This is a genomic window from Dactylosporangium sp. CA-233914 (genome assembly GCF_050942935.1).
Classification (GTDB): Bacteria; Actinomycetota; Actinomycetes; order Mycobacteriales; family Micromonosporaceae; genus Dactylosporangium.
The window spans coordinates 4,467,318-4,483,961 of record NZ_CP192030.1; the positions used below are offsets into that span (position 1 = coordinate 4,467,318).

General features: G+C 68.1%; 11 protein-coding genes. 2 read left to right on the top strand and 9 right to left on the bottom strand.

Going from position 1 to position 16,644, the window contains the following annotated elements:
• Positions 1-377 precede the first annotated feature (377 nt).
• Together ACQPY0_RS20050 and ACQPY0_RS20055 are read left to right on the top strand one after the other, a co-directional pair.
• The gene (locus ACQPY0_RS20050; protein WP_432990987.1) at positions 378-7,013 is read left to right on the top strand and encodes an RHS repeat-associated core domain-containing protein; all 6,636 of its coding nucleotides are present in this window, start codon (positions 378-380) and stop codon (positions 7,011-7,013) included.
• A gap of 72 nt (positions 7,014-7,085) precedes the next feature.
• Positions 7,086-8,027 (top strand): hypothetical protein, encoded by a 942-nt coding sequence (locus ACQPY0_RS20055; protein WP_432990988.1) that lies wholly within the window; start codon positions 7,086-7,088, stop codon positions 8,025-8,027.
• 113 nt (positions 8,028-8,140) lie between these two features.
• On the opposite strand, the gene ACQPY0_RS20060 is transcribed toward ACQPY0_RS20055, so the two are convergent.
• The 9 genes from ACQPY0_RS20060 to ACQPY0_RS20100 form a co-directional block, all read right to left on the bottom strand.
• Entirely contained in the window at positions 8,141-9,313 is a 1,173-nt protein-coding gene (locus tag ACQPY0_RS20060) for a tyrosine-type recombinase/integrase (protein WP_432990990.1), read from the bottom strand.
• 15 nt (positions 9,314-9,328) lie between these two features.
• Positions 9,329-9,535 (bottom strand): helix-turn-helix transcriptional regulator, encoded by a 207-nt coding sequence (locus ACQPY0_RS20065; protein ID WP_432990992.1) that lies wholly within the window; start codon positions 9,533-9,535, stop codon positions 9,329-9,331.
• A 442-nt stretch (positions 9,536-9,977) separates the two neighbouring features.
• Entirely contained in the window at positions 9,978-10,274 is a 297-nt protein-coding gene (locus ACQPY0_RS20070; protein ID WP_432990995.1) for a hypothetical protein, read from the bottom strand.
• Positions 10,275-10,297: 23 nt separating this feature from the next.
• Positions 10,298-10,993 carry a TRM11 family SAM-dependent methyltransferase gene (locus tag ACQPY0_RS20075; RefSeq protein WP_432990997.1) on the bottom strand — a complete coding sequence of 232 codons (696 nt, stop codon included), beginning with the start codon at positions 10,991-10,993 and terminating at the stop codon, positions 10,298-10,300.
• Positions 10,986-11,591, bottom strand: coding sequence for a hypothetical protein (locus ACQPY0_RS20080; protein ID WP_432990999.1), 606 nt, complete (start codon positions 11,589-11,591; stop codon positions 10,986-10,988). The genes ACQPY0_RS20075 and ACQPY0_RS20080 overlap by 8 nt, the downstream gene beginning before the upstream one ends.
• 41 nt (positions 11,592-11,632) lie before the next feature.
• Positions 11,633-12,088: an acyltransferase family protein gene (locus ACQPY0_RS20085; protein ID WP_432991002.1), complete on the bottom strand. Its 456-nt coding sequence runs from the start codon at positions 12,086-12,088 to the stop codon at positions 11,633-11,635.
• A 166-nt stretch (positions 12,089-12,254) separates the two neighbouring features.
• The gene (locus tag ACQPY0_RS20090; RefSeq protein WP_432991004.1) at positions 12,255-12,521 is read right to left on the bottom strand and encodes a hypothetical protein; all 267 of its coding nucleotides are present in this window, start codon (positions 12,519-12,521) and stop codon (positions 12,255-12,257) included.
• 224 nt (positions 12,522-12,745) lie between these two features.
• Positions 12,746-14,590, bottom strand: coding sequence for a glycoside hydrolase family 2 protein (locus ACQPY0_RS20095; RefSeq protein ID WP_432991006.1), 1,845 nt, complete (start codon positions 14,588-14,590; stop codon positions 12,746-12,748).
• Positions 14,587-16,623, bottom strand: a complete 2,037-nt coding sequence (locus ACQPY0_RS20100) for a glycoside hydrolase family 2 protein (protein ID WP_432991009.1) — start codon at positions 16,621-16,623, stop codon at positions 14,587-14,589. The genes ACQPY0_RS20095 and ACQPY0_RS20100 overlap by 4 nt, the downstream gene beginning before the upstream one ends.
• Positions 16,624-16,644 lie beyond the last annotated feature (21 nt).

The window sequence follows — 16,644 nt, forward strand, 5'->3', positions numbered from 1 at the left end:
GCATTGGCATACGTCACCGACAGCAGCGCGCCGACGGCACCCGCGACGGCGGCACGCCAGCGTGACGGTGGGCGACGGAATGGGGGAGTTGCCATCTGGAACCACTTCTCCTCGCAGGGCCGGCGGGCAGTCCGCCAGACCGCGACAGTGAACACCAGCCCCAGGCGGCCCGGCAGCCCCACGATGTCCGGTTTGACGCAGACTCGGATGGACTGACCGATTGGGGGCTCGGGCTCAAACGATCATCGTTATGCTTTCGTCACAATCGATCGTCGCGGCACCTCATCGATCTCTGGCAAAGTGACGCCGCCCTATCAACGCCGTACTCGTTCTCGGCGTCCAAAGGGTGCTGTCGTGCTCGAGGATGCGGGGGAGCTATGCGTCACGCTCAGTTGTTCCGGGTCAGGTTCGACCGCCGTCGCTCCGTCGCGGTGGCCGTCGTGGTGTCAATGCTTGCCGCCACCGTGCAAACGTTGCCGGGTTTTGCCGGCAGTGCCGCGGCGTCGCCCGAGCCGCGGCGTACCGGTCACGTGACTGCCGTTCCGCCGCACTTCAACAAGCCGGTCGACAAGACGACCCGGTTCACCCCGCATGCCACGACGTGGCCCAAACCGGTCCGGACTGCCGTGACGCTCGGTACCAGCGAGAGCGGCCCCGTCCATGCAGCCGGCGGCCCGGTCTGGGCACAGAGCCGCCCGGACCGGAACGGCCGGTATCAGGGACCGGCAGGCGTCGACGTGGAGGTGCTAGACCAGAACGCCGCGAAGGCCGCCGGCATCTCCGGCGTGCTGTTCACTGTCGACCCAGGCACAGCGGCACATGGCTCTGGCACCATTAACGTCGGCGTCGACTACTCCGGATTTGCCGAAGCGTACGGCGGCAACTACGGGTCCCGCCTGCGCCTTGTCCAGCTGCCCACCTGTGCGCTGTCCACCCCGGACGCGCCGAGTTGCCGGGCCGGAACTCCGCTACTGTCCACAAACGACACCAAAACCCAGACCGTATCCGCACCGGTCAGCCTGGACGCCACCCCAGCGGGCACGAAGAACCCGCTACGAACGTCCGCCGCGTCCAACACGATGGTCTTCGCTGCGACAACATCTGCGGGTGCAAGCGGGTCGACGGCGAGCAACGGTGCCGGTAGCTACGACGCTACATCACTGACGCCATCCGGGACCTGGCAGGCTGGTGGGAGCAGCGGCTCGTTCACCTTCAACTACCCGATCGAGGTGCCGCCCGCCCCGTCCGGTCTCGTGCCGCCGATCGGGTTGGCGTACGACTCCGGCCGGCTCGATGGACAGACCGCATCGACGTGGGCACAGTCATCGTGGGTCGGCGACGGCTGGTCAACCCCACAGTCATATATCGAGCAGTCCTTCGCCTCCTGCTCAGACGATCCCGAGGGCACCGCCTCCCCGGTCGCTACTAACGATGAGTGCTACAACGGACCGATCCTCACGCTGTCGCTCGACGGGTCCTCGACTGCGCTGGTGTGGGACGCCAGCAAGCAGGTGTGGAAGGCCGAGCATGACGGCGGCGACGTCGTCACCCACGTCAGCAACTCCGGCAACGGCAGCGGAACCTACAACACCGACTATTGGACTGTGCGCGACCGATCCGGCAACCTGTACATGTTCGGTCGCAACCAACTGCCCGGCTGGAGCTCCGGCAAGGCGACCACGAACTCCGTGGACAGCGAACCGGTGTTCTCCGCCCATGCCGGCGACCCCTGCTACGACAGCGCCGGGTTCTCGGCCTCGGTGTGCACGATGGCGTACCGCTGGAACCTGGACTACGTCGTGGACGTGCACGGCAATGCCATGTCCTTCTACTACCAGCAGGACACCAACTTCTATGGCAAGAACAAGGGCGAAACGAACGTCTCCTACGTGCGCGACAGCCACCTCGACCACATCGATTACGGCTTCACCGATGGCAACGCCTACGGCACCGCGCCCGACCGGGTGAAGTTCAACACCGACGACCGGTGCGTGTCCGGCACCTGCCAGCCCTTGAACGCAACCAACAGCGCCAACTGGCCCGACGTACCGTTCGACCTGATCTGCGCGGCAGGAAGCACGTGCACCTCGTACAGCCCCTCGTTCTTCTCCACGGTGCGGCTGACCTCGGTCGCCACCCAGCAGTACTCACCCGCCATCTCCGGGTACACGACCATCGACACCTACGCCCTGAGCCAGACCCTGCCCACACCGCAGGACCAGACCTCGCCCACGCTCTGGCTATCGTCGATCACCCACACCGGATCCGATGTAACGGCGGCGCCGTCCTCGTCGCCCATCACCCTGCCATCAGTGTCGTTCACGCCGACAGCCCTTGCCAACCGCGTGGACAGCAGCACCTACCAGCCGCTGTACCGCTACCGCATCGCCACGGTCACCACCGAAACCGGGTCAGTCGTCTCGGTCGCCTACAACCGGACCAACCCCTGCAGCACCCCAGTCACGATCAATCCGGCAACGAACACCAGCTCCTGCTATCCGATCTACTGGACCCCGGTCGGCTACACCGCGCCCGTCCTGGACTGGTTCAACAAGTACGTCGTCAAGAGCGTGACCCAGACCGATCCCACTGGTGGAGCCCGCGCACAGTCCACCAGCTACTCCTACAGCGGGCCAGCCTGGCACTACGACGACAACGAGGTCGTACAAGCCAAATACCGAACCTACGGACAGTTCCGCGGCTACGCCGACGTCAAAACCTTCACCGGCGACACCGTCACCGACCCGCAGACCGAGTCCGAAACCACCTACTACCAAGGCATGTCCAAGAACAACAACACCACGGTAGTCAACCGCGCCGACTCCGTCGGCGGGCAACACGAAGACGTTGACCAACTCTCGGGCAGCGTCCTGGAAAGCACCGAATATCTCGGCAGTGGCGGACCGGTCGACCATTCCACCATCAACTCCTACTGGGTCTCCTCGCCGACCGCGACCCGTAGCCGCACAGGTTTGCCAGCCCTGACTGCCGTCCGCGTCGCACCCGTCGAGACCTACACCCGCCGCGCGGTGACGAGTGGCGGCACCACAACATGGCAGGCCCTCGAGGTGGACAACAGCTACAACGCAAACACCGATGATGCCCTCTTCGGAACAGTGCAGCACGTCTACACCCACACCGTGCCGGCCAACCCGGCCTACGATCAGTGCACCACCACCACCTACGCACCGGCCAACACTGCCGCCAATCTGGTCGGCCTAGCAACGGAAGCCGAAACCGACAGCGTCGCATGCGGAGGCTTCACCGAAGGCAGCCCAGCCAGCGTTCCGGGCGCGACCAACACACTGACCGCACCCGCAACCGTGAACCGACCCGCTCAAGTCGTCAGCAACGCACGTGCGTTCTACGACGACCCGACGTTCTCTACGACGTTCCCGCAACCGGCATCGCCCACCAAGGGCGACGTGACGATGACCCGCAAGGCGGCCGACTACATCGCGGGCGCGTTCGTCTACCAGACAAGTTCCCGCACCGGGTACGACACCGTCGGTAGGGCGATCGCCACCTACGACGGCAACGGCAACAAGACCACCAACGCCTACACCACCAACGCCGTCGGGCTCACCACCGCAATTACCGTTAGCAACGCGCTCAACCAGAGCGCCACGACGACGCTCGATCCTCAACGCGGCATCATACTGACGAACAGTGACCTCAATGGCGTCGTCACCACGAGCCAGTACGACGCGCTCGGTCGGCGGACAGCCGTGTGGTTCGCATCCCGCCAGACCACCGGTCCGGCGAACTACACGTACAGCTACCAGCTTTCCAATAGCGGAACGACCGCCGTCACCACCAGTAGACTCAACAAGCAGTCAACCTACGACACAATGACGGTCATCTACGACGGGCTCCTGCGAGCCCGGCAGACTCAGTCGCCAACCGCGCAGGGCGGCCGGCTCATCGTCGACACCTTCTACGACTCCCGCGGATGGGTAGCCTCTACAAACAACGGGTGGTGGGACTGCACCACAGCACCCAACACCACAGTGGTCGCGCCGAGCCAGACGTGTGCCCAGGCCAACGTGCTGCCGAGTCAGAATGTCTACGTCTACGACGGACTCGGGCGCGCTGTACTAAACCACTCCGAGCAGAACGGCGTGGTGATCTCAACCACCACCAACATCTACAACGGTGACCGCACCACCACCATCCCGCCCACCGGCGGCGTGACGACAACGACCGTGTTGGACCCGGCGGGCCGTGCAGTCGAGGTCGACGAGTACAAGAGCCAACCCGTACTCGTCCCGCCTTCCAGTTGGTTCACCGGCACCGCCTACCTGACCGGCGGCACGACCGTCGCCAATCATTTTGGTTTCGACAGCCACGGCAACGAGAATACGGTCACCGACCAGGCCGGGAACACGTGGACTGCAACATTCAACCTGCTTGGTCAGGTCATCGCGAAGACCGACCCGGACGCCGGCACCACAGCGAAGCCGGATCCGAACACCGCGAGCATGGTCTACGACGGCGCCGGAAACCTGGTGCAAGTTACGGACTCCCGAGGCAAGACCATCTCGTACACGTTCGATGCGCTCAACCGTAAGACCGGCGAATACGACGCCGTGCGAAGTGGCCAGAACGCGGGAAACCAGCTCGCGGCATGGGTGTACGACAACGCCAACAACGCCGTGTCGGGCATGACGAATCCGCTAGGCCACCTCACCACGGCTACTGCGTACTGGGGCGGCAAGCCGTACGTGACCCAGGCGCTGAACTTCAACACGTTCGGCAAGTCGCTCGGCGAAACGATGACGATTCCGGCAAGTGAGGGCTTCGGCAGCGTTGACGGCGTCACTACGAGCTACAGCTTCCGGCACGTTTACGAGCCGAACAACGGCCTGCCGACGCGAGATCAGCTGCCGGCCGGCGGTGGCCTGCCGTCGGAATTCTGGACTTACACCTACACCAGCCTCGACCTGCCATCCGGCGTAGGCAGCAGCGCCGGCGGCTATGCTCAGCAGTTCAACTACGACGCCTGGGGACATTCCACCGGCGAGGTACTGCTCGGCTCCGGAGGCAACACCGGCACCGTGACCAACAGTTTCGATCTGCACACCGGCCGGCTGCTCGAACAGAACATCTCTACCACGACCGGCACCACGACCAGCACCGTCAACGATGAGTCCTACAAATACGACCTGGCCGGCAACATCACCCGGCAGGCGTCCACCCGCCGCGGTGCATCGGCGCCGACGGAAACCCAGTGTTACACCTACGACGATCTCGCCAGGCTCACCCAGGCGTGGACCGCTACAGACAACTGCGCCGCAACCCCCTCCGACACCAACCACACAATGGTCGGCGACAGCCTCGGCTCGACGAGCGCCTACTGGACCAGCTGGACCATCAACGACCTCGGCGAGCGTACGGCGCAGACGCAGCACAACCTCGGCACAGGAGCGGGCACCACGACCGCCTACACCTACGACGGCAACGGCGGTCACCAACCCCACACCCTGACGTCCACCACCAGCAGCGGTGGCGCCAGCAGCAGCACCGGCTACAGCTACGACACTGCCGGCAACATGGTCAGTCGCAACGCAGGCCAAGGAAACCAGACGCTGACGTGGGACGACGCCGGCCGACTCACCAAGATCGCCACTACGGGATCGACCAGCACCTTCATCTACGATGCCGAGGGCAAACTGCTCATCCAACGCGACCCCGGATCTACCACGCTCTACCTCGAAGGCGAGCAGCTCGTCCTCAACACGAGCACAGGCGTCGTCACGGGAACCCGCTACTGCGTGCTGCCGGGCGGCATCGTCGCCATCCGTAGCGGAAGCAGCACCAATTATCAGTTCGAATTCACGGACCAGCACGGCACACCCACCCTCTACCTCGACAGCACCCTGCAAAACGCCACATGGCGGCAGACCACTCCGTACGGCGAGCCTCGCGGCACCGCCGCCACGTGGCCGGACAACCACGGATTCCTCAATGCTCCCGCCGGCACCGTCACTGGCCTTACTCGGCTCGGCGCGCGCGAATACGATCCCGCCACAGCACAGTTCATCAGTGTCGATCCGGTTCTCGACGGCGCGGATCCTCAGCAGGTCAACGGCTACGGCTACGCACGGAACAACCCGCTACGTTTCAGTGATCCGACTGGCTTGCGACCGCCGCCGGACGACTGTACGGGGTCCTGCCTGAGCAACTGGGCGGGGGCCCAGGGCAATTCGAAAGCCGCTGACGAGGCACAGGAAGTGGCGACGGGAGGCAGCCCGCAGGCGCACGATATGGCTATTGCGCTGCGTATCGTGCAGATCGAGGCCAAGTATCCTGGGGCGATCGTCAGCGCCAGTGTCGGAGGCATGAGCGGGCCAGACCTCGTCTGCTACAACTGTGCCGCAATCGCTGCTTCCCAGGGCGACAAGAAGGCTGATCCGACCGAGATCTGGGTATGGGAGATCACGACGGTGCCGCAGGACGGTTCCGCTAGGAAGATCAAACAGCTGCAGGGGTACATCGATCAGTTGAACAAGGATCCACTCGTCAAACGTTGGGGCATGCACGCCGTGGCGGGCCCGAAATTCGACGAAGATGGAGGGCCGGCGGTTGTACCGTTCATGGACTGGCAGGAAGTCACCGTGTCATCCTCCAAGGGAACTCCCGGACTCGAACTTTACAAAGTTACCGATACCGGCAATCGGATCCCGCGCGGCGACAAGCGGGACGAGGCAGCCGAGGCAGCAAAAGCCGAGTTGTACAAACAACAGAAGAGATTCGTTCACTTCGTACGTGTGGTCAGTGACCCGTCGACCCAGGGTGCGGTCAAGGACGACCCGGTCACCGGATGGGGCATCGCGATCACGGGCGGAATTCTTGTGGCAGGGATCGTCTTTGCGTGCATGGTGCTCTGTCCGCTCGTGGCGGCGGGCGGCGGTGCCGCGGAAGCCGCCGTCGTGGCAGAGCCGGCGTTGACCCCGCTCGCCGACGCGGTCGCAGCATGGCTGGAGTCGGAGACACTAGTTCCGGTCGGATGATTCGGTCGTGGCCGGTGTCGATGATCGGTACCGGCCACGACGCTTTCGAGCACGACAACGGTGAAATGAGCTATGGACGAACTGCAGGGACCCACTCCGGCGCAGGTCGAGGCGCTATGGGGGCGCCGTACGTCGCTGCGCGCGCAACTGTGCGTGTCGGTCGACGAGGGTTACGCGCGGGCGCTGAGCGCTGCCCGGCGATGGTTCGAGATGGGGTTCGCGGAAATGGGGGGCCAGTTCCGTCGGGCGGTCACGGGTCCGCTGCCGGCCGTGGTGTCGAACTCGACGCGAGCCCTCCAGGAACTGCCCGGCGCGATCAGCGTCCAGCTGGTGACCATGCTTGACGAGCAGGACCAGACGCCGGACGTGGTCTACTCTGAGCCGGCGTGGGAGGAGTGGCTGCTGTCGCTGGGCCGAGTGCCTTGGCTGGCGGCGCTGGAGTGCCGGGAGAACGACAGCACCGGGAACGTGCTCGGGCCGTCGCTGAACCTGACGCTGGATCGGGTCGACAGTGGCGGCACGTGGCTGCTGTTCAACATCGCCGGGTCGGCGGATATGACGCTCGCGGAGCCGCAACGTTCGGCCCTGCTGCGTGTGCTGCGGGCTGTGGCTGAGCACAGCAACCCCGTGCACGGCGAGGTTTCCTGGGGTACGTCCTTCACGCAGGCGGTCTACGAGGAGGCGACGCACCAGTACCCGCAGCGGACCCTGCCGAACGGTCGGTGGGCGCTGCGCAGCTACGCCTGGGTCACGATCCTGCCGGAGGAGATCGGTGAGCGGCTCGGTGGTCTCGACGCGCTGCGTGCCAGCGGCGCGTTCGTCGAGGTCGACCACCTCGCCGGTGGCGGCTACTGGTGCCGGGCGACGCAGGCGCCCGAGGAGTTCGACCAGGCCGCCGCCGAACGCGTGTTCACGGTTGTCGCACCGGCTCTGCCTCCGGGGCGACCGGACCGGGGGCATGTGTACCCGCCGAACGTCCTGGCCGACCGCGATCCCGCGGAGTTCATGCGCTGACTCGAGCCGACGGCGTGCTGGGGTCCTGGACTGCCGCCGGTGGGGCTGCACCGGCCTCGACCACACGCTGCGGTGCGAGGGTCGGCGGCCCGGGTTTGGAGCGCATGCCGGTTCTACGGAACTTGGCGTGCGAGGACTTGGAGGACGTTGGTGACGTCGGGCGCCTGTTTGGCTTTGGCGATGTAGAACTCTTCGGTGATGGATTCGTTGGTGTGGCCGAGTTGTTGGGCGGCGGCTTTGGTGGTGGCTTCTCGGTCGAGGAGTGTGGCGACGGTTTTGCGGAAGGTGTGTGGGGTGACCCAGCCGAGTCCGGTTTCGTGTCGGGCGTTGCGCCACTGGCGTCGGACGTTGTTGGGCCACAGCCACGTGCCCGTCCGAGTGTGGAAGACGGGTCTGGTGGTGTCGGGTTCGGCGTGGCGCTGGCGTCGGAGCAATGTGTCGACGGCGAACTGGGGGAGGAATATGTTGCGGTAGCCGGCCTCGCTTTTGGTCCATGGTTGGCGGAAGAGCCCGCGTCCGGTGACGTTGACGAGGGTGCCGCTGATGGTCAGCGTTGGCCGTGGGGATGACAGGTCGAGGTCTTGCCATCGGACGGCGAGGAGTTCGCCGATGCGAGCGCCGGTGGCGAGGAGCAGGTCGACAATGTCGGCGAGATCGGTGTTGTGGCGGGGGCCGGGTTTTCTGGTGGTCGGGGTTTGCCAGCGGTGGATTGCGTCGCGGACGGTGTTGAGGTCGGTGACGGTGAGGGCTTGCACCTCGCGTCGGGGTTTGCGGATGCGGGCGACGTCGTAGACCGGGTTGCTGGTCAGTGCGTCGTGGCGGACAGCCATGCCGAGCATCTGTCCGAGTGCGGCTTTCGCGGCGCGAGCCTTGCCGGGGTGGGTGGCGGCGACGGTTTTGAAGAATTGGTCCAGCCGGCTGACGGTGGTTTCCTGGATGCGCAGGTTGCCCACCGCTGGGAGGATGGTCGCGCGGATGGAGGTTCGGTATCGGTCGATGGTTTGCGGGGCGAGGCGGGCTTCGGCGATGAGTTCGTCGATCCACAGTTCGCTGAGCCTGCTGATCCGCATGTCGGGGTTGATCTCGTTGCGGTTCGGGGTGGACCGGTCTCGGAGTTTGACGCGCAGTGCGCGTTCGGCGGCGGCGCCGCTGGCTCCCCAGGCTTCCACGTCGCGGGTGACGCCGTCGTAGTCGCGGAAGCGTGCCCGGGCTCGGTGCCGGTTTGGACCGACCTGTTCGCGGCGGATGGTTCCCCAGGTGCCGACGGGCAGTTGTGGCCTAGCCATGGTGTCCTCGGGCGGTCACTGCGGATCGGTCTGTTCGTCGAGCCACCGTTCGACTTCGCTGCGCCGGTAGCGCAGGACGTTGCCGACACGGATGGCGTGGGGACCCTGTCGGCGGCTGCGCCAGGCGTACAGCGTGGCTTTGGGCTTGCCGAGCCAGCGGGCGACCTGCTCGACGGTCAAGAGCGGGTCCGGTTCCTGCGAAGCACTGCGCGGGCCGGTCATCGCGACCCGGCCAGTGTGTGCGTGGTCTGTTCACCCGTGCGGCTCCTCGTGCTGTTGCGTGTAGGGCTGTCCGCGCGTTGGCTGCTGCGCTGTGACGGGGCGGGACGGTAGCGCGACTCGCGCGGCAATGGCGAGCGGATCGAGACCGGGCTTTGGATGGTGGGGCGGCAACGGCTGTTGCTCGGCAGAGTCCCCCGAGGTGGAGTCAAGGGTTGCGTGGGTTGAGCCGTTGCGGCGCGGAGGTGTTGGGTCATGTTGGCTCCAGGACCTGTGTTGGAAGCGGTGCCGGCGAGGCGGCTGATGGCTGTGGATGGCGGTGTATCGCCGGCCGGTCTTGGTGATTGGCGAAGGGTGCATCGGCGTGCGGTGGCCCGGACGTCGTCGTGTCGGCAGACGCCGGTCTGGTGTCCGGCAGCATGGGTCAGCGGGCGGTGGGCGGCCGTCATGGGAGGGCCGGCCCGAATGCGGAGTGTGGTTCGTTCGGTACCAGAGACGTCGGGGTCTGGAACAGCGCGATGTCGTCGTGCTGGATGAGGTTTACCGGGATGCCTTTGCGGCGGCTGGCCCGGGCTACGTGCAGCTGGAAGAACGAGTGACGGGCCACGAGACGGCCGTCGCGGGCCGCGGCGTGGACCGCGCGGCGGCACCCGATGAGGTCCAGGCCGGCGGCCAGACCGGCCTGGATGGTCTGGCCGGGCAGGTCGACCAGGAAGTGGTCGCGCCGCCAGGGCCGGGCCACCACGGCGATGATCCCGCCGGGTTTCAGCAGCGGGACGCAACCGGCCGGAACGCGGTGATGCCGTCGAGCAGCGCGGCTCGCCCGCGATGGGCCAGGTTGGTCGGGTCGGCCGCCGTGCGGCCGGTGTTCTCGAGGTCCGTGCCGGGCGGGTGCTGGGTGTAGGTGTTGTGGAAGCGGGTCAGTGGCCCGCGGCGGTGCTCGACCCGCCCGTGCATGGTCTTGCCGTACGGCGGTGAGGTGAGCACCAGGCTGATCTGGCCGCGCAGCTCCCCGGGCACGCCGCGGGGCAGGCCGGTGGCGTCGCCGTGCAGGACCCGGGCGTGGCCGGTGCCGCCCTGGCGGCGGGCCAGGTCGATGTTGGCTCGGGCCAGGGCCGCCCAGCCGGGTTCGTACTCCATGCCGAGAGCGTTGCGGCCGGCGTGGATGGCTTCGACCAGGGTGGTGCCGGTCCCGGCGAGGGGGTCGAAGACGAGCTCGCCGGGCTGGGTGTAGTCGCGGATCAGGGCGGCGGCCAGGTCCGGTGCCATCCTGGCCGGATGCGCCCCGGACCCAGCGATGAACCGGCCGCGGCGCTGCCGGGCCAGGCTGCGCTGCCCGACCAGGATCACCGACAGCAACGGTGACGGGTTGCCCGGTGCCGGCGTGTCGCCGCAGCAGGGCGATACGCGGGCGCCGGTCATGGCGGGGGCTGCGACATGCGGGTCGGTGCGCTCAGCCACGGCGGCCACCTCGAGCGACGAACACGAACAGATCCAGGTGGACCTTGAGGTGAGCGGCGGCGCGCAGCATCGCGGGGTCGGCCGGTGCCGTCCGCCAGGTGATGCGCTGGCCGACGATCGGGGCAGTGATCGCGACGATGTGCTGCAGCCAGCCCAGGCCGGCCTGGTGCGCCGCAGGGATGAGTGCGCTGCTGTGCTCGACGAACGTCTGGTCGGGAGGTAGCCCGGCCAGGGCGACGATGGTGCAGCCACCCGGGCTCATCAGCCGGCGGCAGGCGCCGAAGATGGCGATTAGGCTCTCCCGGCGCATCCCGCGGGGCTGGTTGGCCGGGGGCCAGGGCAGCACGATCAGCGCGACCGTGCCGGCGGCCTGGTCGAGGCCGGCGAGCTGGTTCGGGTGTGCCACGCTGCGGTAGCCGCGCCCGCCGGCGCCGGCCGCGCCGGCCAGGGCCAGGTCGTGGCCAACCGACACGATCGTGTCGCCGGGGCGAGTGTGGACGCCGACCACCAGCGCGGCCAGCCGCGGACTCAAGGCGTCGGCACGGCGGTGGCTCCAGCGGATGTCGACGTCGGCGACGCGCCACACTGCGATCGGCACCGACGGGTCACCGGGGACGACGTCGATGTCCCCGGTCGCGATCAGTTCGGACAGCGCAAGGATCGAGATCCGCCGTTAAATTTACAGTCCCCGTCGAGGAACCCGGCGAGGGTGCCGCGTTCGTGCAGCGCCACGGCGGGCGCGACGACGAAGGCGGTGACGAGCAGGCACATCCACAGGCCCGGCAGGATCCGCAACGCGCGGTGCCAGGCGAACCGGCCGATCGGGGTGTGCGCCGCGCTGCGGGTGATGAGCAGGCCGGACAGCACGAAGAACCCGAAGACGGCGAGGGTACCGACGTTCGTCTGCTTCCGGAAGAGCGACCGGCCGAGGTCCTCCCAGCCGAAGCCAAGCGACGTGGCATGGGCCACGACGACGGCGCCGGCGAGCGTGAGCCGGATGAAGCCGATGCCGTTGTCACGGCCGGTGTAGTACGTGTCGAGGGTGCCGTGGCTACGGAACCGATGTCGGGTGGCCTTCGAGGTGGGCGCGGGCATGCACGCTCCTGTTGATGGTGACGCGCGGGAAGGGCCGCCGTGCTGCCTCGAGCGCGGCGGTGCGAGGACGGCGGGCCACCCGACCGTCCGCGGCACCGGCCCGTTCGGGCGCAGCGTTGCGTCACACCGGACGTCGGAGCACGTCAGGCGCGGGATGCGGATCCGGTCAGGCGGTCGCGGCCGGGGGAGCGCGACCCGCGGCGCAGCCCGTCAACCAGCGGGTCGCTAGCGGCAGCGTGTCATCGGCGGGCGAGACCGGCGTGGTTGCCGGCTGGGGAGGTCCAGCCTTCAGCAGGTGCACCGCCAGGCGCAGCAACCGGTCACTGTGCCGCCGCCAGATCAGGCCTGCCGCGGCGCCGACGAGGGCGTGGATCGCGGCACCGTAGAGCAGCAGCATCGGCGTCGGGACGGCGTGTGGCCCGGAGACTGCCATGTCGACGCATTCGACCATCAGGAATGTCGCGGCTCCACGTTCCGCGCTGCCATCGTACCCGCCGATTCGGGACCGCCTTTGGCCTCTGTCACCACGAACTCCGAAGGCGGGTGGACATCCACTGCTGAGCCTGACCGGTCTGGTGCTCCGGTCGTCCGACGGCGACGCTGACGTCAGTGTCCAGCGCCGCCGTCCACCCACCCGCCCACGGCGGGCGGACGGGTTCAGGTGTCCGGTTGCGACGAGGGGTGTTCGATCGCCGCCGGTCGTTGCTGCACCTGCTGTATCCGGCGTACGTCGAGCTTTTCGGAGCGGTCGAACCGGTAGATGCCGTTGCGTTCCTGGAAGACGTCGGTGAGCTGGGTGTAGCAGTAGCCGAACATGCGGGGGTTGTCGAGGAGGGTGTCGGTGAGGCCCTGGAAGCGTTCGTGCCACTCGTCCTCGGTGTGCGGTCGTTGTCCGTATCCCCAGGAGTTGGCGGTGTCGGAGCCGGAGACGGCGCCGGTGGTGGCGGACTCCCACCAGATGCCGCCGTACTCGCTGATCATGTAAGGCTGCCCGCGGTACGGCAGGGAGAAGGCGGCGTCGTCTCCGGCGTGGGTGTTGGCGTAGGGGGTGCCCTCGGCGAGGCCCTGGAGCTGGCCGGCGAAGGTCTTGGGGTCCTGCTCGTACAGGTGGGCGTCCCAGATGTCGGTGTAGGGGACCCGGTGGGAGTACCCGGAGGCGTCGATGACCGGGCGGGTCGGGTCGGCGGCCTTGGTCGCGTCGTAGAGGGCCTTGGTGACGTCGTCCAGGGTGGTGGTGCGGTCGTGCAGGCGCTGGTGGGTCTCGTTGAGCGGGCACCAGCCGATGATGCTGGGGTGGCTGATGTCGCGGGCGAGTGCCTCGAGCCACTCGGCGATGTACGACGATGTCGGATGCTGGTTGTCGCCGGCGGGTCCGGTGCCGGAGCAGCCCCAGTCGCCGTACTCGGCCCACAGCAGGAACCCGAGGCGGTCGGCGTGGTACAGGTACCGTTCCTCGGCCACCCGCTGGTGCAGGCGGGCTCCGTTGAACCCGGCGCGCTGGGCCAGCCGGATGTCCTGCACCAGGTCGGCGTCCGTCGGCGCGGTCATCAGCGACTGCGGCCAGTAGCCCTGGTCGAGCACGAGGCGCTGGAACACCGGTTCGCCGTTGAGCAGGACCGCCGGCCCGTCGATGGTGATCGAACGTAGCCCCGTGTAGCTGGTGACGGCGTCGATGACCGTGCCCGAGGCGTCGAGGAGTTCGACGCGCAGGTCGTACAGGAAGGGGTCCTGGACGCTCCAGAGCCGGCGCGACCCGGCCGGGACGGACAGGCGCAGCATCGGGGTGAAGTCCGTGTCGGCGGTGATCTCGTCGGCGGCGACGACGTCGCCCTGTGCGGTGAGGGTGGCGCGCAGCCGCGTGCCGGCCCGGCGTCCGGCCAGGGTCACGTGGCTGGCGACCTCGCCGCGCGTGACGTCGGGCAGGGTGCGGAGCCCGGCGATGCGGCGGGAGGGGACCGGCTCCAGCCAGACGGTCTGCCAGATGCCGGTGGTGCGGGTGTAGAGCGCCTCGGTGTTGTGGAACCAGGTGGCCTGCTTGCCGCGGGCCTGCACGCCGTGTCGGCTGTCGCGGGCGCGGACCACGATGACCGCGTCCTCGCCGCCCCGCACGACGCCGGTCAGGTCGGCGGTGAACGAGGTGAATCCACCGCGGTGGCGGGCGACCTCGGTGCCGTTGACCCAGACGGTGGTGTCGTAGTCGACGGCCCCGAAGTGCAGCAGCACGTCGTGGCCGGACCACTCCGGCGGCAGCGGCACGGTCCGGCGGTACCAGACGGCCTCGAGGAAGTCGGTGTCGGCAACGCCGGACGCCTCGGACTCGGGGGCGAACGGCACGACGATGGTGCCGCTGAGCGGCCGGTGCACCAGGCCGCGTTCCAGGCCGCTGTCGCCCTGGTCGATCTCGAACTCCCACGGTCCGTTGAGGTTGAGCCACTCGTCCCGCACGAGTTGCGGCCGGGGGTACTCGGCGCGGGGCAGAGGCCGGGATGGCGGCGTGGTCATGGCTGGTCCTCGCTCGGGAGTGGTGCGTAGGAGACATCGATGAACGTTTGTGCGCGCTGCTGCCCCTCGGTGTCGACGATCCTCAGGTGCAGCCGGTGCCGGCCCGTGGCGCCGGGCATGGTCACCGCCGCGTGCAGCGCCTCGCTGACGCTGTGGGGCTCGAGCGGCACCAGGTGGGTCTCGCCGCCGGTGCTGTCGTCCCAGTGCCAGCGCAGCGTTCCGGTGAGCGGGTGCCCGCCGTGGTGCGCGACCTGCACGTCGAGCGGCAGGTCGGCGCCGGTGGCCACGACGTCGATGCCGGGGGTGTGCGGCGTGAGCAGGGGGATGATGACGGTGTCGGCGTGGACGTCGCGCGGCACGGTCCCGCCGAGGTCCTTGCGCCCGCGGTGGAAGGTGTAGATGCCCACCGTCTCGTGCTCGATGTCGTACAACTCGGTGTAGACGTAGCCGATGTTCGCCGGATACCGGCGCAGTTCCTGGGTCTGCCAGCGCAGGTGCCAGCCGCGTTCCAGGCTGTTCCAGCCGCCGCCGTACTCGCTGTTGAGCATGGGCTGGCCGGTGTCGGTGCCGGCGGTCACGGCGATCGGCTTGGGTGTCGTGATGCCGGCGCTGAGCTCGATGGGCAGGCGGTCGGTGCGCCCGGTGAGCAGCTCGGCGATGACCTCGGCGAAGCCGGCGGGGGACTGGTCGTAGTAGTGCCAGTCCAGCAGGTCGGTCTGGACGTGGCACCACCCGGAGTTGTCGATGATCGGCCGGCTCGGGTCGTTGCTGCGGATCTGGTCGTAGGCCTCGGCGACGCTGGCCTGCTTGGCCTCGTCGTGGTCGACCCGCCAGTCCAGGCCCCACTCCTCGTTGTACGCGCCCCACATGATGATGCTCGGATGGTTGTGGTCGCGTCGCAGCATCGCCTCGGTGACGGCCCGGAACGCCGCGGTCGACTCGGCGGTGTATCGGCCGGGCGACGGCGGCTCGGCCCACACCAGCATGCCGAGCACGTCGGCCCAGTAGAGCCAGCGGGGGTCTTCGAGCTTGACGTGCTTGCGGACCAGGTTGAACCCGGCCTCGGCGGCCAGTTCGATGTCGGCCCGCAGGTGGGCGTCCGAGGGGGGCGTGAGCCCGCTCTCGGGCCAGTAGCCCTGGTCGAGCACCCCACGCAGGTAGAGCTGCTCGCCGTTGAGCCGCAGCTGCCCGCCACCCCACTCGATGCGGCGCAGCCCGGTGTAGCAGCGCACCCGGTCGACCCCGCTCGCGGTGGCGAGCTCGATGTCGACCCAGTACAGGTGCGGGTCGGCCGGTGACCACAGCCGGGGCTCGCGGACGGGGAGGCGGACGGTGGCGACGTGGCCGGTCACGGTCACCGGCACCGGCGGTTCACCGGGGATCGTGGCCCGCAGCTCGGCGCCGGCGGGGTCGCCGCCGATGGTGATGCGGGCGACGATCCCGGACAGGTCGTCGTCCGGGGTGAGCCGGACGTGTTCGAGGTGGGTCTGCGGCCGGGATTCGAGCCAGACGCTCTGCCAGATGCCGCTGGAGGGGGTGAAGCTGCAGCCGTCGTAGTCGTCGGCGGGAATGCTGCGCTGCTTGCCGTGCGGGATGAACCGTTTGTCGTCCGGCGACTCGACCCGGACGCACAGCACGTCGGGGCCGGCGTCCGGCCGGGCGGCGAGGGCATCGGTGATGTCGGCCTCGAACGGCTCGTAGCCGCCGGTGTGCTCGGCGACCGGCACCCCGTTGACCCACACCGTGGCCCGGTGGAAGACCGCGCCGAAGTGGGCGATGATCCGTTCCGCGTGCCACGCGCCGGGCACGGCGAGCTCCCGCCGGTACCAGCCGACCGGCAGCCAGTGGGCCTGGACGCCGGACATCGGATGCTCCCACGGCGCGGGCACGACCGCGGTCGTCGGCCAGGGGGCCTGATCGTGCTGCCATCGGTTCGCCAGGCCGGCGTCGGTGGGGTCGGCTCGAAACTCCCACGCGCCGTCCAGCGGCCGCCAGCTGTGTGAGCGGTCGAAGTGCGGCCGCGGATAGGACACGTCACGGCGGTGGTCACCGCG

What these genes read in the sequence shown, in the direction of transcription:
- ACQPY0_RS20050 (WP_432990987.1), top strand. Translation starts at nt 378, where the DNA reads ATGCGTCACGCTCAGTTGTTCCGGGTCAGGTTCGACCGCCGTCGCTCC.
- ACQPY0_RS20055 (WP_432990988.1), top strand. Translation starts at nt 7,086, where the DNA reads ATGGACGAACTGCAGGGACCCACTCCGGCGCAGGTCGAGGCGCTATGG.
- ACQPY0_RS20060 (WP_432990990.1), bottom strand. Translation starts at nt 9,313, where the DNA reads ATGGCTAGGCCACAACTGCCCGTCGGCACCTGGGGAACCATCCGCCGC.
- ACQPY0_RS20065 (WP_432990992.1), bottom strand. Translation starts at nt 9,535, where the DNA reads ATGACCGGCCCGCGCAGTGCTTCGCAGGAACCGGACCCGCTCTTGACC.
- ACQPY0_RS20085 (WP_432991002.1), bottom strand. Translation starts at nt 12,088, where the DNA reads ATGCCCGCGCCCACCTCGAAGGCCACCCGACATCGGTTCCGTAGCCAC.
- ACQPY0_RS20090 (WP_432991004.1), bottom strand. Translation starts at nt 12,521, where the DNA reads ATGGCAGTCTCCGGGCCACACGCCGTCCCGACGCCGATGCTGCTGCTC.
- ACQPY0_RS20095 (WP_432991006.1), bottom strand. Translation starts at nt 14,590, where the DNA reads ATGACCACGCCGCCATCCCGGCCTCTGCCCCGCGCCGAGTACCCCCGG.